This window comes from Chitinophaga sp. CC14, assembly GCF_048957795.1.
In the GTDB taxonomy this organism is placed as follows: domain Bacteria; phylum Bacteroidota; class Bacteroidia; order Chitinophagales; family Chitinophagaceae; genus Chitinophaga; species Chitinophaga ginsengisegetis.
In genome coordinates, this window is sequence record NZ_JARBFY010000001.1 from 1812073 (window position 1) to 1834402 (window position 22330).

Sequence of the window (22330 nt, forward strand, 5' to 3'; positions counted from 1 at the left end):
AGTTAAACTTAATAAATCTGATCATGAAACGTTTACTCATATGTTTTTTCTTTCTGGCTGGAATGCAGCTGGCACACGCGCAGTATTATAAAACGGACACCGCTACCCGCAAAGGTTTTGATCCTTCCCGTCTGGTACTGGGAGGTTCCCTGGGAATGGTGTTTGGCGATGTTACCAATGTGGATATCTCCCCGCTGGTAGGTTACCGTTTTTCTGATTACATCGCTGCAGGTGTGAATTTAAACGCGCAGTACGGGCAATTTAAATCACGGGATTACTACACTGGTAATACCACTCAGCGTGATAAATACACCATCTTTGGTGGTGGTATCTGGGGCCGGGTATACCCGATCCCGATGGTATTTATACATATCCAGCCGGAATATAATTTTGTTACACAGAATTCTACCGTTTACCAGGCAAACGGGGATAAGCAAACCTACAAAACCAATTATGGTGTTCCCAGCTTGCTCGTGGGCGCCGGTTATACCCAGAGCGTAGGTGGCAGGGTAGGTATAGGCATCTCTATTTTGTATGATGTGATCCAGGACAACCGTTCGCCTTATAACAACAGCCTGATATACAGGGTGGGCGCAGGACTTGGCTTCTAGCGGAGGATCGCCTTCGGCGATAGGAAATTGTCTTGGAACAGGATTAGGCTGATTATACTGATTTAGGGATTTTATTTTTCTGGATTTTATAAATAATTAAGGGAGATATGCGGATCTATTCGCTTATCTCCCTTAATCATTTAAAATCAAAAGTGATCAAATCAACAAAATCAGTATAATCAGCCTAATCCCGAAAAAGACAACATCCGCGTATTAACCGCATGTTAAATGTTTATAAAGGCTAAACTTATTTTTAGTAAGTCATTATCTTTGCCACATATTAATACCGGGAAAAGATGGGAATACAATTAGTTGTTTTTGATATTGCAGGCACTACCCTGCATGATGAATCCAATGTAGCAAAGGTGTTACAGCAGGCTATCAAGCTGGCGGGAGTTACCGTAACGCTGGAACAGGTAAATGAAGTAATGGGATACGCCAAGCCGTATGCCATCCGTTACCTGTTGCAGCAGCAGCAGGATAGCCGTTACAGTGACGAAGCCTTTATCCTTGAACTACACAGCCGTTTTGTGGCGGATATGAAAGCGCATTATGCAACACATCCTGCGGTACGGGAAAAGGACGGCGTATCAGCAGTATTTGCCGCACTAAAGGCAAAGGGCATTAAAGTGGCGCTGGATACGGGTTTCGACAGGGACATTACCAACGTGATCCTGGAAAGGGTGGGCTGGCAGCAAAAAGGACTCGTTGATGCTGTAGCCACCAGCGATGAAGTACCTTTTGGCCGTCCGTATCCATATATGATTTACCGGATTATGGAAGAACTGGAAATCCGCAGTATACAATCGGTGGCCAAAACCGGCGATACCATTTCCGACCTGGAAGAAGGTACCAATGCAGGTTGCCGCTACGTAATAGGCGTTACTACCGGCGCCTATAGCCGCGAAGAACTGGAGAAAGGTCCGCATACCCACCTGGTAGCATCGCTGGATGAACTACTGTCTATCTTTTAATCATACTTTACATTTTATATCATGCAACAACAACAGGCAGATGTAGCGGTAATAGGTGCAGGAATAGTGGGGTTGGCGATGTCTTACCACCTGGCATCAACAGGAAGAAAAGTAGTTCTATTTGAACGTAACAGCAAAGCGATCAGTGCTTCGATCCGCAATTTCGGGTTGGTATGGCCCATCGGGCAAACGGCGGGCAAAATGCACGACCGTGCTATGCGCAGCCGCCGCACCTGGAAAGACCTGGCGGCAGCCATCGGTTTGCAGTGCCAGGAAACAGGATCGCTGCATCTCGCATATGAAAATGATGAACTGGCGGTATTGGAAGAATTTGTACAGGCCGCTCCGGGCAACGGTTACAGCTGTGAGCTGATTGCCCCTTCACAAATAGGAAAATATACCACCGCTATTAAAACAAACGGGTTGAAAGGCGCATTATGGAGTGCCTCCGAAATGACCGTGAATCCGCGTCAGGCCAGTGCAGCCATTGCAAAGCATCTGGAAGACAATCTCAACGTAACGGTTCGTTTTGGCACCGCGGTAAATGGTATCAGCATGCCTTACATAGAAACAAAAGATGAGCGCTGGAAAGTGGACGAAGTGTTTGTATGCAGCGGTGCGGATTTTGAAACGCTTTACCCTGCTGAATTTGCAGCGGCTCCCCTGAAAAAATGCAAACTGCAGATGATGCGTACCATCCCGCAACCGGGCAACTGGCAGCTGGGACCCGCTCTGTGCGCAGGTTTAACGCTGGGACACTATGCGGCCTTTGAAAGCTGTAAAACCCTGGAACCCTTGAAGCAACGCTTCGCGCAGGAAATGCCGGATTATGTGAAATGGGGCATCCACCTGCTCATCTCTCAAAATGGTGCAGGTGAACTCACCATCGGTGACTCACATGAATATGGTCCGGACTTCGAACCATTTGATAAAGCATTTATCAATGATCTCATCCTGCAGTATATGCACACCTTTTTGCAGGCGCCGGAGTATACCATCCAGGAACAATGGCATGGCATCTATCCAAAACTCACCAACGGTAAAACAGACCTGGTGTTCTCTCCTGAAAAAAATGTAACGATTGTAAACGGTCTTGGCGGAGCCGGCATGACATTGTCTTTCGGACTCGCAGAAGAAGTAGTGGGGGGCATGCATACCTTTGCGTAACCTTGATAAATTTAAATTAGGTTATTGCTTAAATAATTAATAAATTAATGGAGATTAAGCGTTATGAGAACATCTGTTGATTAAAACGATAGTACTATCTTAATAAATTTCAACATTATTTATTTTTTTGATTGCCAGCATTAGCAACGTTTCTGCAGCGATGTTTATTTAACATCGCTGCACGTTCATAACGTGTTAAATGTAAAGCAGGTTTCTATATAGTTACCTGCTTTTTTTATGCGTATGGCTGTTACTGTAAGCCAATTATTATATAAATTACATCATTCCACGTGCCTGCACGGGGAAGTGTTTTATAGGATAATAAAAAAGCAGTCGCATGAACAGTAGTATAAAGAATCTTAAAGAAAGAGATTGGACGGAAACAAGAGCGCATTCCAGCTGGCAGATATTCAAGATTATGGCGGAGTTTGTTGAAGGATTTGAGAAGCTGGCTAAAATTGGACCCTGCATTTCCATATTCGGATCAGCCCGTACGAAGCCGGGTAACCGTTATTACGATCTTACCCAGGAAATAGCCACCCGCCTGGCAGACGAAGGCTTTGGCATCATCACCGGCGGCGGACCGGGTGTGATGGAAGCGGCCAACAGGGGAGCCCAGGCCGCACATGGCAAATCAGTAGGGGCCAATATCAGCCTGCCGCATGAGCAGCATCCCAATAGTTTTATTGATCCGGAGAATAATCTTCATTTCGACTATTTCTTTGTCCGCAAAGTGATGTTCACCAAGTACTCACAGGGCTTCATTATGATGCCCGGGGGATTTGGTACCATGGATGAATTCTTTGAAGTACTCACCCTCATACAAACCAAAAAAATGGAGGAAACCCCTATGGTATTGGTGGGTAGAGAGTACTGGAGTGGCCTCCTGCAATGGATCCGCACTGTAATGATGGAAAAGGAAAGCAATATTAACCCGGAAGACCTCGACCTGCTGCAGTTATTTGACACCGCAGATGAAGTGGTGGAATATTTCCGTGTTTTCTATACAACCAATAAATTAAGACCGAATTTCTGATAAAGCCTGCCTTCAGGCCGGAAAAGCGGATATACATGAACGTACGCCCGGATAGAATAAAACCCGGCAGAATAACGTTTATGGATATATCCGCTTTTTCTGTTGGAAGCAACAGGCTGTCAGTTAGCCGCTTTTCCTTAGCTTTGCAGAAATTTTAATATATGGAGCTCATACCGGCAGCAGTGGAGGCCTATTCAGAAAAATATACCAGTCAGGAGAGTGAATTGATGTACCAGCTGAACAGGGAAACACATCTGAAAGTAGAGCTGCCACATATGTTGAGCGGGCAGGTACAGGGGCAGTTCCTCAGTATGGTAAGCCATATGATCCGGCCCCGCCGCATCCTGGAACTGGGCACTTACACCGGGTACTCAGCAATTTGCCTGGCTGCGGGCCTTACCCCCGATGGCATATTACACACGGTAGATATCAACGAAGAACTGGAAACACTTTGTCATCACTATTTCTCGGCAAGCGGGAATGCAGATAAAATTAAAATGCATATCGGTAAAGCGGCTGACGTTATTGAACAACTGGATGAAGTATTCGACCTGGTGTTTATTGACGCGGACAAATCCGGATATGAACAGTATTACGACCTGGTTTGGGATAAATTGCGTCCCGGTGGATTTATTCTGGCAGATAACGTGTTGTATCACGGCCAGGTGCTGCTGCCTGAAAATGAACAGGGACGCCAGGCAAAGGCCATGATCAGTTTTTGTGAAAAAGTGTTGGCAGATGATCGTGCAGAACAGGTATTACTCACCATCCGGGATGGTGTACTGATGATCAGGAAGAAATAAAACGCCCATTAAATCCGAACATACATGCAAGTAAGAAAATTCTTATTGGTAGTCAGTTTTCTTATTGGCTTCGTTACCGTACTGCACGCACAGAATATCACAACGCAGCAGTACATTGCCACCTATAAAAACTTAGCCATTGAGGAAATGCGCCGCTCAGGCGTGCCTGCCGCCATTAAACTGGCGCAGGGGATTATAGAAACACAGTCCGGCAACGGTACCTTGTGTTTACAATCGAACAATCACTTCGGTATTAAATGTAAAAATACCTGGACCGGCAAAACCATCAAATACGACGACGATGCCGCGCAGGAATGTTTCCGCGTATATGAATCCGCCCGCGATTCCTACCGCGATCACTCCGATTTCCTGCACGCCAATCCACGCTACGCTTTCCTCTTCCAGTTTGATGGCGATGATTATAAATCATGGGCCTTTGGTCTTAAACAGGCCGGATACGCCACCAATAAAACATATCCGCAACAGCTGATCAAAGTAATTGAAGATTATAACCTCCAGCAATATACCATGATTGCTATGGGGAAAGATCCTTCCGCCGGCGATGCTGCTACCGATGGAACGATGTATGCTGAAGTAACGGAAAAAGGAAGCAAAACTTCTCCCGGAAGAAAAAATCCGGTTACCACTACCAAACAAACGGTCTACCCCAAAGGTATCTTTGAAATCAATGGCCGCAAAGCAGTGTATGTAAAAGCAGGCAGCTCCCTGATCCAGGTAGCCGACCAGCGTAACATGCGTCTCCGTAAACTGGTGCGTTACAACGACCTGGAAAACGACAATCCGCCCGCAAAGGATATGATCGTCTTCTTACAAAAGAAAAGCAAAAGGGGAAATAAAGAATACCACAATGTTGTTAACGGGGAAACCATGCACGATGTAGCCCAGGCAGAAGGGGTACAGTTAAGATGGTTGCGCCGCCGTAATAAAATGAATGAAGGGGAAGAACCTGCTGCCGGTCAGCGGTTAACCCTCGACGGCTTTGCTTCTGCGGCGCCCAGGCTGGCTAAAAACACCCGGGTACTGAAAGAAGAAGACCAGGAGCCCCCGGAAGATTTTTCTCCCCGTAAAGCACTGGATGGCATTAAAGAAGAAGTGGCTAAAAACGCAGCAGGCGGTGCTGCGGTACCGGAAACAAAACCAGCCCCACAACAGGGTGGTGTGCCGGTAGCCATGATAGAAGACCTGAAAAAAGCCGGCCAGGTAACCACCACCGGAAATACAGGTACGCCAAAGGCATCCCTGCCACAACCGGCTCCACGGCCGGCTACACCTGCGCCTGTACAGAAGTCCGGTACACAGTACCACGATGTACAGCCAAAGGAAACGCTGTATGGCATTGCCAGAATGTACAACCGCTCTGTTACGCAACTGCAGGAATGGAATAACCTGCAGGGTTTTGATATTAAAATCGGCCAGCGTTTGCTGGTAAATAAATAAGCAGCGATCTTTTTTTGCTGATGATTGTTAAATAAGGAAATGCAGAAGTATTATGTCAGTGATTAAAGTGCATGACAAAGAGTTCCAGCCCTATATTGATGAAGTGGCGTTGCAGCAGCGGGTGAAGGAAATGGCGGAACAGATTAACAAAGATCTGAAGGGGGAACGCCCTTTATTTATCGCTATTCTCAACGGCTCTTTTATGTTTGCCGCAGATGTGTTTAAATACCTCACTATTGAGGCGGAGATCTCTTTTATTAAACTGGCCTCCTATAAAGGCACCAAATCCACCGGTAACGTGGTACAGGCCATTGGCCTCGACGAAGATCTCTTTGGCCGCACCGTAGTGATCCTGGAAGATATTGTGGACACCGGCCGCACCATGAGCCAGTTCCTGCCGCAACTGGAGCATCAGCAACCTAAAAAATTACTCGTAGCCGCCCTGCTTACAAAGCCGGATGCGATGGTACATCCTATCAAAATAGATTACCTGGGCTTTTCCGTTCCGGATAAGTTCCTGCTGGGATACGGGCTTGATTACGATGGCCTGGGCCGGAATCTGCCAGCCATTTATCAACTGGTGGAATCCGGGCAGTAATTATTTTTTCCGGGCGCTTGCCCGGAAAAAATCTTAACTTAATACATGCTCAAGTACCTTTTACTCTTTCTTTTCTGGGGTGGAGGGCTGCAGGCGCAAACAATCTGGGTATCGGGAGCGGTAGAAGACAGTTTATCCCATCGCCCCGTTGCAGGAGTACAGGTGAAGGTGATGGATGACACAGTCCATGTGGTCACAAACGCTTTCGGTCTTTTTAAAATTTCAATCCCCACGGCATCTGCCACGTTATTGCTCACACAAAGCGGTTATCAATCCAAACAGGTAACGGTGCGCAAATACGACAGGCTGTTAATAACGTTATCGCCTCTACGTAAAGATGCCGACCCGGTGGCCCTTGCCAAAGCCCGGTCAAAACTGCTGCATAGCAGCAATCCCAATTACGGTAATACCGGTATGGGAATACACTCTTTTTACAACGAAACTTACGGCGCTACCTACGAAAATAAATTTGTGCGTACCTCCAGTCACCCGGTATCCACCTTCGCCCTGGATGTGGACAGGGCCGCCTATAGCAATATCCGCCGCTTCCTCCGGCTGAAAGAAACCGTACCGGTGGATGCGGTACGCATCGAGGAAATGATCAACTATTTCCACTACGATTACCCGTTACCGTTAGCTGGCCAAACGATGGCCATGTATAGTAATTATACCACCTGCCCCTGGGAAACTACCCACCAGTTACTACAGATCGCCATCAGGGCGCGCGCATTGGAAACAGACAGCTTTCCCGCCAGCAACCTGGTTTTCCTGCTGGATGTTTCCGGCTCTATGGGCACACCCAATAAGTTGCCTTTATTACAGGCGGCTTTCCGCATCCTCGTGAATAATCTGCGCCCGGTAGATAAAGTAGCGATTGTAGCCTATGCCGGTGAACCCGGCGTCCTTTTACCGGCTACACCCGGTGACCAGAAAGAGAAGATCCTCAATGCAATAGATAATCTCAGCGCCGGCGGCGCCACCGCAGGGGAAGCCGCTATAAAAATGGCGTACCGGATTGCATCGGAGCAATATATTCCTGATGGCAATAACCGCGTGATACTGGCCACCGACGGCGATTTTAACGTGGGCCTCAGCAGCGATAGTGAAATGGAAGAGCTGATCATTCAGCAGAAAGAAAGCGGGGTATTGCTTACCTGCCTGGGTTTTGGGATGAAGAATTATAAAGACTCAAAGTTGCAATCCCTGTCCAGTAAAGGGAATGGTAATTTTGCGTATATAGATGACCTGGAAGAAGCCAATAAAATATTTGCCCGTGAATTCGGCAGCACCCTGTTTACTATTGCCCGCGATGTGCAGTCGGAAGTATGGTTTAACCCGGCGCTTGTAAAGTCGTATAGGCTTATTGGTTATGAGAACAAAATATTGCCTGCCGACAGTTCGGAGAAGGGGGAGTTTGGCGGAGGGATTATCGGCAGCGGGCATTGCTCCGTGGCGTTGTATGAAATTATCCCTGCACCGGAAGCCGCTCCCGGCGATACGGTGCTGGCCCGGGTAAAAATATCCTGGCGTGATCCACAGGATACGGCGATGCAATATTTACCCGGTGTAATTCCTGCGGAACTGAAAAGTTTTGATAAAGCATCCGATGATTGCCGCTTTGCCGCGGGGGTGGCTTTATTCGGTATGTTACTGCGCAAGTCTTCCTACTGCGGTAAAGGCAATATAGACATGGTGAGCGATATTGCCCGCAGGGCGTTGGGCGCCGACAAAGGCAACTATCGCCTGGAGTTTTTGAAGATGGTAAAAATGTTGCGTAAAGGAAAGCGTTGATCCCTTATTTTATTAACCGGTAACACTTCCTGATCATCTTCTGCTGAAAATCAAAAGGTAAGGTCTGATTGGTAATATCCTTGATGCTGGAGGCATTGATCTTATCGGCTTCCAATACAAACCGGCGGTAGTTGTTGCTGAAGTAAACAACACCATCCTTTTTGGTAGCCAGTAATACTTTATTGAGCATATCCGCATGATCGCGCTGTACATCAAGGAAATCCTTCATCCGCTTGCTGTTGGAGAAGGTAGGCGGGTCTATGATTACGAGATCATAGGTGTTGAGCTTCAGGGTGTCGAGGTATTGGAGCACATCGGCATGCACAAAAGTATGTTTCGGGTTATCGAACCCGTTCAGCTTCATATTTTCTTCTGCCCAGGCCAGGTAGGTTTTGGACAGATCCACAGAAGTTACTTCTGCTGCGCCACCTGCGGCAGCATACACGGAGAAGGAGCCGGTATAACAGAACAGGTTTAGTACTTTCTTATCTTTTACTTCTTCCCTTATCATGCTGCGTGTAATGCGATGGTCGAGGAATAAGCCGGTATCAAGGTAATCGGAAAGGTTCACTTTAAACTGCAGACCTGCTTCGTAAGCCGTCATGATATGGCTTTCCAGGCTCAGTTTTTCGTACTGGCTTTTCCTGTTTTCTTTACGTTGCCGTTGTTTAACCCATATTTTATTGGGAGCTACTTCCAGTACTTTGCTGATCAGTTCCAGGCAGGTATCGAGCCACTCTTCGTGCGCATCTTCTTCCATGCCGTGTTTGCGGTGGTATTCTGCGATGTAAACATGGTCTTCATACATTTCTATACTGAAGGGAAATTCAGGAATATCATCATCATACACCCGGTAGCAGGTGATGTTTTGTCGTCTGGCCAGTTTGGATGTATGCCGGAAAACTTTCGTCAGCCGGTTTTCGAACATCTGCAGTTTTTGTTCCATCGCGTAATATTTAGAGCGGATGTTGTCTTTCCCAGGATTACACTGATTTTACTGATTTAACTTTTGGGATTTTATTTTGATTTAATGATTAAGGGAGATAAGAGCGAATACATCCGCTTATATCTCCCTTAATCCTTTATAAAACCAAAAAAGTAAAATCAAGCTAATCAGTAAAATCAGTGTAATCCTGGGAAAGACAACATCCGCGTCAGCTAAAAATATCCCTTACCTTTTCGAAGAATCCTTTATCGGATTTTTCGGGATTTGGTTTAAAGTTATCGGACGATTGTAGTTTATCGAGCATTTCTTTCTCTTCAGCGGTTACATGCTGTGGTGTCCATACATTCACATGAATAAGCTGATCGCCTTTTTCATAAGAGTTTACGGAAGGGAATCCTTTGCCTTTCAGTCGGAATATTTTACCGCTCTGCGTGCCGGCAGGGATTTTAATTTTGGCTTTCCCGTCGATCGTAGGCACTTCCAGGGAGGTACCATACACTGCATCGGGGAAGGAGATGTGCAGATCGAACGCCACATTGAGTCCGTCGCGTTGAAGTTCCGGATGTGGTTCTTCTTCGATGAGGATGAGCAGATCGCCGGGTGCGCCGCCTCTTTCGCCGGCGTTACCTTTACCGCTCATGCTCAGCTGCATACCTTCCTGAACGCCTGCCGGGATATCGATGCTTACCATTTCCTCGCCATACATACGGCCTTCACCTTTACAGTGGCCACATTTGCTGGTAATGATCTGGCCTTCACCATGACAGGTAGGGCAGGTAGTAACGGTTTGCATTTGTCCGAGGAAAGTTTGGGTAACTTTTCTTACCTGGCCGGAACCGCCACAGGTATTACATGACTGGAATGCGTTTTTATCTTTTGCGCCCAGGCCACCACAATGCTGGCAGGGTACATATTTCTTTACTTTAATTTTTTTGTTGGCGCCTTTGGCGATTTCTTCATAGGTAAGACGGATCTTAACCCGGAGGTTAGAACCGCGGGTACCGCGTCCACGACGGTTTCCACCGCCACCACGGGCGCCACCGCCGCCAAAGAAGCTGCCGAAAATATCATCGTTACCAAAAATGTCACCGAAGTTGGAGAAGATGTCGTCCATGTTCATTCCACCACCGCCATATCCACCACCACGGTTGCCATTCATGCCGGCATGGCCAAAACGGTCGTATTGCGCCCTTTTATCAGGGTCGCTTAATACTTCATAAGCTTCAGCTGCTTCTTTGAATTTTTCTTCTGCCTCTTTGTTATTTGGGTTGCGGTCAGGGTGAAACTGCATAGCCACCTTGCGGTAGGCTTTTTTAATTTCATCCTGGGAAGCAGATTTGGCAACAACCAGTATTTCGTAATAATCTCTCTTGGTAGACATTATAATAATCACTTAATGCTGGTGCAGGCACCAGCTTTTGTTCGGTAAAAAATATTGCTTTACGTCAGCTTTTAGCATAGGCATCCTTAGAGATTATGCCACATCGTCATTATTTACCCACAATTACCTTAGCATGACGGATTAACTTGTCATTCAGGTAATAACCAGGTTGCAGCACATCTACTACTTTACCAACCAACTCCGGCGTAGGAGCATGGATTTCGGTAATAGCCTCTTGCAGATCCGGATCAAATGGGGTGTGTATACTCTCCATTGGCTTCAGTCCCTTCGCTTGCAGGGTACTTCTCAGTTTATTGAAAACCAGCATTACGCCATCTTTAACGGCAGCAACATCGGTAGTATTTTCCAATTGCTTTTCGGCCCTGTCGGTATCATCCAGCACATCCAGCAAAGATATGATAACTTCCTTACTGGCTGTTTGCATCAGTTCTATACGTTCTTTGGCAGTACGTTTACGGTAATTGTCAAATTCTGCCTGTAACCGGAGATATTTATCACGGATTTCACTTACTTCCTTTTCTTTCTTCTCCAGTTCTGTCACTTCATCTGGCGCATTATTCGTATTTGAACTATTGCTTATATTTTCTTCTGGCATGCTTTCGTTTTCGCTACCAGTGTTAGCCTGACCGTTTGTCTGCATGTCTTTTTCGTTTTCTGTCATAATAAGTAATAATTGTCTGCGCTGGTATGCAGTCAATTTCTTTGCCAACAGCGGTTTTGCCGACAAAAAGGCAGAATTGAAGTGAAAACCGGGAGGCTAACCGCTAAATAGCTACCTTTGCCCCTCGAAATACAATAAATGACTAAAGTTTTTTTAAAGAAACAGATACAGAACAGGGTATTACAAGGGCATCCCTGGATTTTTGGTAATGAAGTAGCCGAAATAAAAGGAGATGTAAATGCCGGTGATATTGTAGATGTATATACACATAAAGGTTTTTTCCTGGGACGTGGTTATATCAATCCTCAATCCCAGATTCTCGTACGACTGCTTACCCGTGATAAGAACGAAGAAATAAACCCGGAGTTCTTTTACCGCCGTCTCCTGAAATGCTGGGAGTACCGGCAGAAACTGGGCTATGTGGAAAACTGCCGTCTTGTATATGGAGAAGCAGATGATTTGCCTGCACTGGTAATCGACAAATTCAACGATTACTTCGTTATTCAAACGCTCGCATTGGGCATGGAGAAATGGAAAGATGCCATTGTAGATGCCATCAACCGCATTTTTTCACCCAAAGGAATCTACGAAAGAAACGATGTACCTGTAAGGGAACTGGAAGGCATGACCCAACAGAAAGGCTTTCTCAGCGAGCCTTTCGACACTAACCTGATCATCAATGAAAACGGTTTGCGGTTTCATGTGGATATCGTGAACGGTCAGAAAACGGGCTACTTCCTGGATCAGCAGGACAACCGCCGCGAAATTAAGCATATCGTAAAAGGCGCCGACGTAATGGAAGCCTTCTGCTATACCGGTACTTTCTCCTGTCACGCCGGTTTTTACGGCGCCAAAAGTGTACTGGGACTTGATATCTCCGAAACAGCGGTGGCTACTGCCCGCAGAAATGCGGAACTAAACAACCTGCAGGATATTTGCCGGTTCCAGGCTGTGAATGCGTTTGATCAGCTGAAGCAATGGACAAAGGAAGAGAAGAAGTTCGACGTGGTAATACTGGATCCGCCGGCCTTCACCAAAAGCCGTGAAAATATCTCGAAAGCCGTAACAGGGTATAAGGAAATTAACCTTCGCGGGATGAAGCTGCTGAAGCCCGGAGGCTTCCTGGTAACTGCGTCCTGCACCAACCTGGTATCGCCGGACCTGTTCCTGCAAACCATTGATGCAGCCGCAAAAGATGCGAAGAAAAGACTGCGCCAGGTAACTTTCCAGACGCAGGCCCAGGATCATCCTATCCTGAGAAATATTGAGAATACCACTTATCTGAAATTCCTTATTGTAGAAGTTTCCTGATGAGAGAAGATATAAAAAAAGAAAAAGTCACGACGCAAATCGTGACTTTTCTTTTTTTATTTTGATGCCAGATATATCTATTATCTATTTCACTACATTGAATTTCCCCGATTCCACCAGGTTGCCCCGCTGATCTCTTAACTGGAAAATATACAGACCGTTATAATAATTATCCAGGCTCACCGTTGTCTTGGAACTGATGCCTTTTAACTGATCTATTTTTTTTCCGAGGAAATTATATACAATAAGATCGTATAAGCGGTCGTTATTATGTTGTTGAACTTCAAATGTTATGACGGTAGTAGCGGGATTGGGATATAGCTTCACAATTTTGCTACCCCCCTCCGTAGTAGGTTGGGATTTATCGCTTTGAGCCTTACCTATGCTGGTAAAAAGGCTGAAAACCATTATGAGAATCAGGGTAGAGGTTTTCCACATAGTATTATAAAAATAAAGTTTTTTTCAAATATTTCCTAATTTTTGTTTGATAAATTCAGCTCACTCGAGCGCCCATGTTTCTACATAAAAATAACAAACCACAGGCCATTTTGTTAGCATTTCTGCATATTTTATGTAATTTTTAACGCTTGGTAGTTTATTTTCATAATTAATTGATTTATAATAATTTAAAATCTGGGACAGTTTACGCTTTCCAGTGTCGAGTTCCTGCTGTTAAGAAATCCCTTGAAAACCAATGAAATTTCAAAGCCGCCAAATGTCTGGCTGGCAGTTCTCAGTTTGGAAATATTGGTGTCATAGCTCATTCCGATCTCGTATTTATCCATGTCAATTTTGACAGTAGGGATAATGGCATCATTCCATCTCAGGAAGAGGCCGCCATAAATAGCCCGGGTTGATTCCAGCCCCTGGTCCATCAAACCATAACCGATTAATGCACCGCCGATAAATTCAGTATAAGTGCCCTGGTGTAATTGGTTGTAGTGTGCAATCACTTTTACCCGTTCATCTACCGGTATCGTAATACCCGCGTTGAACGTAAGTTTCGGCTGCAATTCAATATTCTGATCGTTATAAAAAGATATTTTAGCCCGGTTAAAATGGAAGTAGCCGGCCCCGATAAAGTAATTCACATCTTCCCCGATCACGCTGTTGTAACTCAGGCCCACCCCGGCATCCAGGTAACTGTAACCTTTCAGCGCCAGCTTGCCTTCCTCGCCGGTAGGGGAAGCCGGATCAAAACGGCCGCTCGTGTACTGGTTGTTGAAGGTCATGTTGGTAGGATCAAATTGCCGCTGTACAAAGCCGCCCATGAACCCCACGGAGAGGAAACTGCTCTTATCCTCATTGAGGGACTTATGATAGTTGATAGCCGGGAAGATCTGCGTGGACTGTAGTTTGGACGTACCTGCACGGTCGTAGGTTACCTGCAAACCCGTCGTTACATAGTCGTTGCTGCGGCCTACCGGGAACTTTATTTCGCCACTCACAGTACCGGTCTGGTAAGGAATGGTAACGCTGTTCCACTGGTTGCGATATACTGCCTGCACGCGCACATCGCCGTTGAAAATGCCTATCAGCGCAGGGTTGCGGAGGATAGGCGTTTCATAGAACTGCGACAGATGTATATCCTGGGCATACAACGGTGTTGCACAGGGGATGCAAACTATCGCCAGTAATACGCGGTATATGATTTTCATGTTAGCCAGGTTAAAAATATTTATCTGAGTAATGTTACGTTGCCTTTCATCCGGAAAAATTCATTGGTATCACAGTATGCTTCAATAAAGTAGATATACACATCGGAAGGTTGCGGCTTGCCGTTAAAAGACCCGTTCCACCCGGTGCTGATATCATCGATGTTGATTCTTTCGCGGTGATGTACTTCCTGTCCCCAGCGGTTGAAAATCCGGAAAGATTTTATCAGGCTGATGCCCTTTCCGCGGGGATAGAAGATATCGTTTTGCCCGTCGCCATTGGGACTGAAAGTATTTGGAATAAACACCACGTCGGTGTTGCAAACGAGGTCCACGTTCATGATATCGCTTTTCGTACAGCCGAACTGGTTAGTACCGGTAATACTGTAGGTAATGGGTTTACGTACAGCCGCCGTTACATACGGAGAGCTGGTGTTATCGAGGTAATCATCCGGGCTCCATTTCCATTTCACGATGTCCGGACTTCCGCTGGCCATGAGCCGTACAATATCTCCGACCATTACGGTCTGGTCTTTCCCTGCATTTACCTGTGGTACCGGCTTTACGGATACCTTCACGGAAAGCGGTGCGCTCATCGGGCAAATGGCGTCGTTGGTGCCGGTTACCTGGTAAGTGATGTCTTCTATTGGTGTGGTAACCGGGTTGGCGATAGTGTTGTTGGTTAAGCCGGTAACGGGCGTCCAGTTATAGATGGTGGCGCCTGTGGCTTTCAGTTGTACCGATGTGCCATAGCAGGCAATGGTATCATTACTTACAGCAAGATTTACCTTGGGCACCACTACTACATCTGTGGAGTCATATACCGTACATCCGTACACGTTAGATGCCTGTACGTGGTAACGGGTGCTTGCAAGTGGCGATGCTACCGGATCTGTACAGAAAACACAACTGAGCTGGTTAGTGGTAAGCCATTGTACGGTGCCATCTGATAAGGCGTTGAGGTTAACGCTGTTTCCCTCACAGATTTTTGGCTGCTGCGCAGATGCTTTCACCACCGGCGTAGGATGAATGTTGATGGTTTTACTGATGGAGTCCCTGCAATTGCGGGCGTCTGTTACCACGAGTTTCACTGCCTGTCCGCCGGAAGCGCTGTATTTAGTGGCTGGCGGCGTTTGAGCGGTGGAACTCAATCCATTGCCCAGATCCCAGTACCAGTTGGCAATGGGGATATTGGGAGAAGTGATGGTGTTATTGATAAAGCTCACTGCCTGGCCTGCACAGGTAACCGGGCCAGTGGTAAAACCGGCCTGTGGTGCGAGGATGTCAATATCATCCGGTTTATACACAATATCATCGCAGTAAGCAGGATCTTTGTAACGGATGGTGAGCTGGTTATCGAACGTGCCGGTGGTGGCCCATGTTTTTATGTAGGTTTGATCGGTAGTGGTAAAGGTGGTACCATCGCCGAATTGCCAGGTGTAGCTGGAAACCAGTCCCAGTGGCACATTCAGCACACCGTAGGTGGCTTTGCTTCCGCGGCAGATGGAGTTGACGCCGGCGGTAAAGTCGGCCCGGAAATAATAGATCGTTTGGAAACTACTATGGTTGCAGTTATTGCCTATTTCCCCGATAGTAAGTCGAACGGTGTAATTGCCTGGTGTTGTATAATTATGCACCGCATCCATTGTGTTTACCAGCGGCGAATTATCTCCAAAGTCCCACTGATAGGTGGAGTTAGCGCTGGTGCCGATAGAATTGTTGGTAAAGATGAATTTACTTTTATCAGCACAATCGCGTACTACACTGAATTGCGACACCGGGCCGGTTACATCTACCGTAACCGGAGACGCTGCTGTGAAGCAGCCATTACTGCCCGCTTTCATTTGTACGGTAAGCGTACCATTGGCATTAAAAGAATGCCGGATATCGTTGCTGCTGCCTGATTCCGTTTTCCCATCTCCGAAATCCCAGCTGTAGGTATCTGCAAAGCTGGCGTTAGCCAGCAATCTTACCGGGTCGCCTACGCAGGTACTGGCAGGAGATACCGTGAAGCTTACATTGGAAGGCGGATTGCCGGTGTGTACAAATTTATCGAAAGAAGTGGTTACCACGCACTGGCCCTGTGTAGTAACGGTAACGCCTACGTTGTAAGTGCCTGTTTGCGTATATACGTGATTTACATTACCGTTGGTAGTGGATTGTGTGTTGCCATCCCCGAAATTCCAGGCCCAGGATACAACCGGATCGTTGATATCGTTGGTAGAAGTAGCCACAAATGCAGCGGTATAGGGTACGCAGCCGGATAATGGCGTGGCCATTGTAATCTGAGGTAGGGAAATATCGATATAAGCATCTTTCTTCAAAGTGGCCGTACAGCCGTTGGTGTTAGTAACGGTGAGGGTTACATCAAATTTACCCGCGCGGGTATATTGATGTGGTATATAAGCGTTGCTGGTGGTAACCGGCGCGGTGCCGTCGCCAAAATCCCACGTACGACTGGCCGCGCCTGTGGTGCCATCTGTGAAATTAGCGGTGAATACTTTGCAGCTTTTTGTTACATCTGCCGAAAAAATAACCTGGGGGGTAGCACCTACTACCAGATCCCGCCAATAGGTACTGGTGGTTGTTCCGCCGCTTACTTTGTATACTGCTTCCAGGGTGATTTTTACGGGGCCGCCACTGGTATAGGTTACCTGTGGATGCTCTTCATGTGAAGTTCTGCCATCTCCGAAATCCCAGTTATAAGTGAGGGGAGTGCCGGTGCTGGTATTTCTCAATGTCAGTGTTACCGGTGTACACAGGTTACCCGGCGAAGCGGTATAGGTAAAGTCCGCCTTCTGTGCCAGTAAGCAGTTTGCCTGCAAAAGGGATATAAGGAGCAGCAATGTCCGAAAACACTTTGCCTGTAGGTATTTCATAGGGTACACAGGTTTTCCATTGACTGAATGTCTACACAAATTAATAAAAATTACATATATAAACTTTTTGATTTTCGGAATTTTTAATAGAGGAAAGATGGAAATGCAGCAGAGTGGCTGCAAATCAACAACATCCGTATCAAAAATTCCGTTGGCGGCGGTCCTACCTGATAAGGGTAATATTCCCTTTCAGCAGGTTCACAGCGCCTTTATCACACACCACTTCCACATAGTACACAAATACATCAGGGTTCAGGACGGTGCCTTTGTAGCGGCCATCCCATCCCGACGATGGATCATTGGTATTCACACCGGTACGCTCAAATACCAGTTGCCCCCAGCGGTTGAAGATCCTGAATATGCGGATGGACTGCATGCCGCGGCCCCGCACATAGAAAATATCGTTCTGGCCATCGCCATTGGGAGAAAAGGTATTGGGGATGAATATGTTGCCTTCATCGCACACCAGCTTGATTGCCACCTCATCGGTGCTCACACAGCCAAACCGGTTGGTTACCTTTACATGATAAGTAATATCGTCTGTTGGGGTAGCCGTAGGCGTTAGGCAGTCGTAGCAGCTTAAACCTGTTACGGGTGTCCATTCAGTTTTAATGATATCCTCACTGCCGGTAACGGGTAACGGAATAACAGAGCCGGTGGCAATCACCATATCCGGGCCTGCGTTTACTACCGGTACCGCACGTACGTAAACCCTGGCCAACGCTGTATCTGTGAAGCAGGTACTGTTATTATAACCCACTACCTGGTAGGTGATATTACCATCCGGACTGGCAACCGGGTCGGCAACATCCGCGCGGTTCAATCCCCTGGCGGGAATCCATTGATATCGTAAAGCTCCCCCTGCATTCATTTTTACGCTTTCGCCCGCACATATCTCCGCATCCTGTGCATAAATTTTAAACGGCTGGGTAACAGTAACGGCTACTTCGCCTGTATTCGTGCAACCGTATTCGTTAGTAGCGGTAACACGGTATATGGTATCGATATCCGGCGTTGCCTGTGGCGAGACACTGGCTACATCTGAGATGTTGTAATCAGTCCAGTTTACTGCTACATTGGCGGTAGTATTTGCCTGCAGCTGTAATGCCGCACCACGGCAGATAGTAGCGGTAGTGGGAGAAGGATTTAATACCGGTGAAGGATGTACGGTCATTTGCGCCGTAGTTTCCGAAGGACAGGAACCATCGGCATTAGTGATCGTTAACACTACAGGTATGGTACCGGGGCTGTTTAAAAGTATTTCCGGTGGCACAGGTACATCGTAGGTTTGCCCTGTACCTACCTGCCACAGCCATTTGGTACCTGGTATATTTTTGCTGTCGCTGCCGGATAGCTGTATTTTTCCGGACACACAAAGCGGTGAAATAGGAGCGATTACAGCCACCGGTTGCGGCGGAATTACCACCGGCAATATCTTTTCATCTATACAGCCATAGGCGCTGGTTACCACCAGTTTAACATTAGTTGTTCCGGGCTGCGGATAATTAAACAAACCGTTTACGGTAGTAGCACTGTTACCGGGATTGCCCGGTACGCCGAAGTCCCAGGCATTGGTAAAGTCAAGCGCAAGTGAATCTTTCGTTAACGTTTTACTCTTATTGGTAAATGTTACCTCGCCGCCACCACATACCTGGAAGTCATTAGTGGTAAAGTCAGCGATCGTTTGATCCACAATGATCTTATCGTTTCCTGCTGCTTTTACTACGCAACCCTGGTTGTCCAGTAAGGATACACGCGGGTAGTAAATGCCTGCTTTGGTATAGGTATGCGCCGGGGATACAGGAGTGGTAGAAGTAAGTACGGTACCGTCGTCGAAATCCCACATATAGCTGTCGGTTTTAACAGAGGTGGCGCTGATGCTGATTGCTAACGGCACACAACCCTGTGTTGGCGTGGTTTTCATGGTGCCGTCCGGCCCCTTGATGGTAATCGGAAGTGTAGCGGTGCTGGAGCATCCTCCTTCTGAGTATACTGTCAGCACTACATCGTAGGTCCGTGCCCGTGCATAGATGTGTACATCCGGATCATTTTTGGAGGAGGTGCCGTTATCGCCAAAATTCCAGCTGGAGTTTACAAAATCGGTAGAAGTGTTAGTGAATAATACTTTCACCGGCGGACACAGATCGAGGTTATCCGGAATAGTGAAAGACGCTTTCGGATCAGGTACCCTGATTATATTTGCCTTAGTGATTTCATCCGTACAACCCGCAGGGGTGGTTACTTTGAGCGTTACATTATATTGGCCCGGTGCGCTGTAAACCTTTACAGGCCTGTTTCCTGTGCCGGTAGTATTATCACCGAAATCCCACGCGTAACTTTGGATAGTGCCCTGCGACTGATCCACAAATGTAAATGACTTATCCAGGCAGGCGATATTGGATGGTACCATAAAGTCGGCCTTCACACGATCGAAGCGGATCACCTTCTGTACTTTCACTACACAACTGAACTGATCGGTTACCGTTAATGAAACCGTGTAATCGTTCGCGTTAGTATAGGTATGTTTTATATCAATGGGTTGTGTGGTGTAATTCTCTTTGCTGCTCTGATCCCCGAAATCCCATTCCCAGTTGAGTATGCTGTTGCCGGTGTTAACGGTGGATTTATCTGTGAAACTGAAAATCTCATCTTTACATCTCTTACCTGTATAATCAAAATCCGGCGTGGCGCCGTTTACATCAATGGTAATTGGCGGCGCTTCGCGGGTGCAGCTGTTTTTATCTGTAATGGTGAGCTTAATGGTGAAGGTGCCTGTTTTGTTGTAGGTATGTGTGATACCATTGGCGGGATTAAAATTATAGGCTGGTATATTTTGCAGGGCGCTGCCATCACCCCAATCCCAGCTATATTCATTGATATTATCATTATTCAGCGGCCCTAACGAAATATGGATGCTTTCACCTCTGCATATCCTGGGCTTATCGGGAGTAATGATTGGTTTTTCATCGATGATGTTCACCGATTGTGTAGTGGTAGAAGTACAGATGCCATTGTCGATGGTAAGCCGCACTTGTTTCAGACCAGTTGTCTGGTAGCGGAAATCCGGGCTTTGATCGGTGGACGTGGCGCCGTTTTCACCAAACTCCCACAGCCAGGTTTTTACCGCGGTGGGTATAGGCCCGAAGGTAGAGTTGTCGGTGAATTTCCGGTGATAAGGATCCACGCAGTCCGGTGTGGTTTCAAACCGCGCGATGGGTGGAATGATTTGTATATAATTCCGTTTTATTAGCTGCTCAATACAACCATTATTATTTACTACCAGGATGACATCATGACTGCCGATTTCATTGAAGGTATGATTAGGATTTTCTTCGGTACTGGTACTGTTATCCTGCACAAAGGTCCAGAGCCAGGAAGTGCCGCGGGGAACAGACAGGTTGGTGAACTGCACCGGGTCTTTGGCGCATGATTTCAGGGGAGTGGCAACAAAATCCACGACAGGCCTTGTTCCTGCCATAATAATAGTGGTGCCGCTGGCGGTACATCCACTTGCTGTAGTTACGGTAATGGTAACGGTGAAAGTTCCCTGTGTAGTGAAAATATGATTAGGTCTTGCATTGGTGGAAGTACTGCCATCTCCGAAATTCCATTGATAGCTGACAATGGGATCGGTCACATCCAGTTCTACGTAGAAGTCGACTGGTAAAGGAATACAACCCTCTGTTGCGCTGCGGTAAATACTCAGATTGGGTTTGGCGATATTGATATAACCGGGATTGGTAACAGTTTTGCTGCAGCCCGAAGCATTGGTGGCGGTGAGGCTCACCGTAAAGGATCCTTCGCGGGTATAAGTGTGCGAAGGGTTTTCCAGTGTAGAAGTAGTGCCATCTCCAAAGTTCCAGTTCCACGCGGTGGCATTGGTGGACTGTGCGCTGAACTGCGTGGTAAAGGGCGTATTACAGGCGCTGAGTGGCGTAGCTACCGGGTTTATTTGCGGAGAAGGATTTATGTGAATGGTTTGCTGGATCTCTTCCATGCAGCTGCCCAGGGTAGCCTGCATTTTCACGATATAATCGCCCGGTGTGGTAAATTGTTTCACCGCGTTTGCCGTTGTTTGTGTGGTGCCATCGGGGAAAGCCCAGGTCACCTGGTCAGGAACGGGTTGCGTGGTATTGGTAAAGTTAACTGGCTGATCTGCACAGGGAGCGGAAAAAGTAAAACCTGGTTTAACTTTTTCAATTACGATATATTCCGTTTTGGTAAGTGGTGTGGAACATCCACCGGAAGTGGTAGCGGTAAGTTTCACGGTAAAGCGGCCTTCCCTGGTATAGGTATGTTGGTTGGCGGTGCCGGTGGTGCCATCGCCGTAATCCCAGGTATAGGTAACCGGATCGGGCGAGTTGTTAACAGTATTGTTAAAGAAGTTTACGGTGAATGGCGTGGTACAGCTTTGTGTTTTATCGGCGGAGAAAGCGGGTGTGGGCGCGCTTTGTATTTTCACAGGTTCCGGTCCTTTAAAAGCCGTACAGCCGTAGCTGTTAGTTACAGCGCTAAGTACATTGTAAGTGCCAGCCTGTGTGTAGGTGTGCGTAACATTTGCGCCTGTGGCGCCGCCGCCGTCGCCGAAGTCCCAGGTAATATCCGCAATGCTGCCATCTCCCGGTGCGGACTGGTCCCTGAATGTAGCCATAAAGGGTGCGCATCCGGAGGTGCTGGGGATGGTGAAGTTGACAACAGGTTTGTTATATACCTGGATGTCGAGTTGTTTGACGATGGTATTAGCGCCGTAGGTAGCTGTTAATTTAACATGATAAATGCCGGGGTCCTGGAATGTTTTCGAGGGGGCAGGGTCGTTGGTAACGTTGGCGCCCAGTCCGAAATCCCATTCTATCTGTTGGTAGCCTGCATCCAGTGTAGCGGTGAAATTCACCAGGAAAGGAGGACAGCCTGCTTTTTTATCCGCATCTATAGCAACTGACTGCGCGCGGGCGCTAATGGCCAGGGCCATCACCGGCAGCAGACAAAGCAAAATACGTCTTATGACAATCCGCAAATAATTGTGTAGGCTTTTCATGGC

At 47.1% G+C, this 22330-nt stretch carries 16 protein-coding genes; 9 read left to right on the forward strand and 7 right to left on the reverse strand.

The genetic code is table 11. From position 1 onward, the window contains the following. Positions 1–23 precede the first annotated feature (23 nt). The 8 genes from PV783_RS07590 to PV783_RS07625 all read left to right on the forward strand — a co-directional run bounded on the left by PV783_RS07590 (position 24) and on the right by PV783_RS07625 (position 8438). On the forward strand, positions 24–611 hold the full coding sequence (locus tag PV783_RS07590; RefSeq protein WP_420987569.1) for a hypothetical protein: 588 nt from the start codon (positions 24–26) through the stop codon (positions 609–611). Positions 612–907: 296 nt separating this feature from the next. Next, the gene (locus PV783_RS07595; RefSeq protein WP_420987570.1) at positions 908–1585 is read left to right on the forward strand and encodes a phosphonatase-like hydrolase; all 678 of its coding nucleotides are present in this window, start codon (positions 908–910) and stop codon (positions 1583–1585) included. A gap of 21 nt (positions 1586–1606) precedes the next feature. Next, the gene (locus PV783_RS07600) at positions 1607–2752 is read left to right on the forward strand and encodes a TIGR03364 family FAD-dependent oxidoreductase (RefSeq protein WP_420987572.1); all 1146 of its coding nucleotides are present in this window, start codon (positions 1607–1609) and stop codon (positions 2750–2752) included. A gap of 337 nt (positions 2753–3089) precedes the next feature. Beyond that, on the forward strand, positions 3090–3788 hold the full coding sequence (locus PV783_RS07605; RefSeq protein ID WP_111576694.1) for a TIGR00730 family Rossman fold protein: 699 nt from the start codon (positions 3090–3092) through the stop codon (positions 3786–3788). Positions 3789–3949: 161 nt separating this feature from the next. Beyond that, positions 3950–4591, forward strand: coding sequence for an O-methyltransferase (locus tag PV783_RS07610; protein ID WP_363430936.1), 642 nt, complete (start codon positions 3950–3952; stop codon positions 4589–4591). Positions 4592–4615: 24 nt separating this feature from the next. Then, positions 4616–6049, forward strand: a complete 1434-nt coding sequence (locus PV783_RS07615) for a glucosaminidase domain-containing protein (RefSeq protein ID WP_111576692.1) — start codon at positions 4616–4618, stop codon at positions 6047–6049. A 52-nt stretch (positions 6050–6101) separates the two neighbouring features. Continuing rightward, positions 6102–6647 carry a hypoxanthine phosphoribosyltransferase gene (hpt, locus tag PV783_RS07620; RefSeq protein WP_079469327.1) on the forward strand — a complete coding sequence of 182 codons (546 nt, stop codon included), beginning with the start codon at positions 6102–6104 and terminating at the stop codon, positions 6645–6647. A 45-nt stretch (positions 6648–6692) separates the two neighbouring features. Beyond that, entirely contained in the window at positions 6693–8438 is a 1746-nt protein-coding gene (locus PV783_RS07625) for a YfbK domain-containing protein (protein ID WP_420987573.1), read from the forward strand. Positions 8439–8442: 4 nt separating this feature from the next. On the opposite strand, the gene PV783_RS07630 is transcribed toward PV783_RS07625, so the two are convergent. The 3 genes from PV783_RS07630 to PV783_RS07640 form a co-directional block, all read right to left on the reverse strand. Next, positions 8443–9384: a class I SAM-dependent methyltransferase gene (locus PV783_RS07630; RefSeq protein ID WP_227024398.1), complete on the reverse strand. Its 942-nt coding sequence runs from the start codon at positions 9382–9384 to the stop codon at positions 8443–8445. Between the two features lie 208 nt (positions 9385–9592). After that, the gene (gene dnaJ / locus PV783_RS07635) at positions 9593–10765 is read right to left on the reverse strand and encodes a molecular chaperone DnaJ (protein ID WP_079469325.1); all 1173 of its coding nucleotides are present in this window, start codon (positions 10763–10765) and stop codon (positions 9593–9595) included. Positions 10766–10874: 109 nt separating this feature from the next. Continuing rightward, positions 10875–11447 carry a nucleotide exchange factor GrpE gene (locus tag PV783_RS07640; protein WP_420987575.1) on the reverse strand — a complete coding sequence of 191 codons (573 nt, stop codon included), beginning with the start codon at positions 11445–11447 and terminating at the stop codon, positions 10875–10877. A gap of 138 nt (positions 11448–11585) precedes the next feature. Between PV783_RS07640 and PV783_RS07645 the strand changes: the two genes are divergently transcribed. After that, entirely contained in the window at positions 11586–12758 is a 1173-nt protein-coding gene (locus tag PV783_RS07645) for a class I SAM-dependent rRNA methyltransferase (RefSeq protein WP_079469323.1), read from the forward strand. A gap of 84 nt (positions 12759–12842) precedes the next feature. Here the strand turns inward: PV783_RS07645 and PV783_RS07650 are convergent, their stop codons facing one another. The 4 genes from PV783_RS07650 to PV783_RS07665 form a co-directional block, all read right to left on the reverse strand. Further along, positions 12843–13196 (reverse strand): T9SS type A sorting domain-containing protein, encoded by a 354-nt coding sequence (locus tag PV783_RS07650; RefSeq protein WP_079469322.1) that lies wholly within the window; start codon positions 13194–13196, stop codon positions 12843–12845. 188 nt (positions 13197–13384) lie between these two features. Continuing rightward, on the reverse strand, positions 13385–14416 hold the full coding sequence (locus PV783_RS07655; protein WP_111576690.1) for a PorP/SprF family type IX secretion system membrane protein: 1032 nt from the start codon (positions 14414–14416) through the stop codon (positions 13385–13387). 20 nt (positions 14417–14436) lie between these two features. Next, positions 14437–17292, reverse strand: coding sequence for a PKD domain-containing protein (locus tag PV783_RS07660; RefSeq protein ID WP_420987576.1), 2856 nt, complete (start codon positions 17290–17292; stop codon positions 14437–14439). A gap of 163 nt (positions 17293–17455) precedes the next feature. After that, positions 17456–22327: a PKD domain-containing protein gene (locus PV783_RS07665; RefSeq protein ID WP_420987577.1), complete on the reverse strand. Its 4872-nt coding sequence runs from the start codon at positions 22325–22327 to the stop codon at positions 17456–17458. Positions 22328–22330: the final 3 nt, after the last annotated feature.

Excerpts from the sequence above, each read along its gene's own strand:
- PV783_RS07590 (WP_420987569.1), top strand. The coding sequence starts at position 24 with ATGAAACGTTTACTCATATGTTTTTTCTTTCTGGCTGGAATGCAGCTG.
- PV783_RS07595 (WP_420987570.1), top strand. The coding sequence starts at position 908 with ATGGGAATACAATTAGTTGTTTTTGATATTGCAGGCACTACCCTGCAT.
- PV783_RS07600 (WP_420987572.1), top strand. The coding sequence starts at position 1,607 with ATGCAACAACAACAGGCAGATGTAGCGGTAATAGGTGCAGGAATAGTG.
- PV783_RS07605 (WP_111576694.1), top strand. The coding sequence starts at position 3,090 with ATGAACAGTAGTATAAAGAATCTTAAAGAAAGAGATTGGACGGAAACA.
- PV783_RS07610 (WP_363430936.1), top strand. The coding sequence starts at position 3,950 with ATGGAGCTCATACCGGCAGCAGTGGAGGCCTATTCAGAAAAATATACC.
- PV783_RS07615 (WP_111576692.1), top strand. The coding sequence starts at position 4,616 with ATGCAAGTAAGAAAATTCTTATTGGTAGTCAGTTTTCTTATTGGCTTC.
- hpt (WP_079469327.1), top strand. The coding sequence starts at position 6,102 with ATGTCAGTGATTAAAGTGCATGACAAAGAGTTCCAGCCCTATATTGAT.
- PV783_RS07625 (WP_420987573.1), top strand. The coding sequence starts at position 6,693 with ATGCTCAAGTACCTTTTACTCTTTCTTTTCTGGGGTGGAGGGCTGCAG.
- PV783_RS07630 (WP_227024398.1), bottom strand. The coding sequence starts at position 9,384 with ATGGAACAAAAACTGCAGATGTTCGAAAACCGGCTGACGAAAGTTTTC.
- dnaJ (WP_079469325.1), bottom strand. The coding sequence starts at position 10,765 with ATGTCTACCAAGAGAGATTATTACGAAATACTGGTTGTTGCCAAATCT.
- PV783_RS07640 (WP_420987575.1), bottom strand. The coding sequence starts at position 11,447 with ATGACAGAAAACGAAAAAGACATGCAGACAAACGGTCAGGCTAACACT.
- PV783_RS07645 (WP_079469323.1), top strand. The coding sequence starts at position 11,586 with ATGACTAAAGTTTTTTTAAAGAAACAGATACAGAACAGGGTATTACAA.
- PV783_RS07650 (WP_079469322.1), bottom strand. The coding sequence starts at position 13,196 with ATGTGGAAAACCTCTACCCTGATTCTCATAATGGTTTTCAGCCTTTTT.
- PV783_RS07655 (WP_111576690.1), bottom strand. The coding sequence starts at position 14,416 with ATGAAAATCATATACCGCGTATTACTGGCGATAGTTTGCATCCCCTGT.
- PV783_RS07660 (WP_420987576.1), bottom strand. The coding sequence starts at position 17,292 with ATGAAATACCTACAGGCAAAGTGTTTTCGGACATTGCTGCTCCTTATA.
- PV783_RS07665 (WP_420987577.1), bottom strand. The coding sequence starts at position 22,327 with ATGAAAAGCCTACACAATTATTTGCGGATTGTCATAAGACGTATTTTG.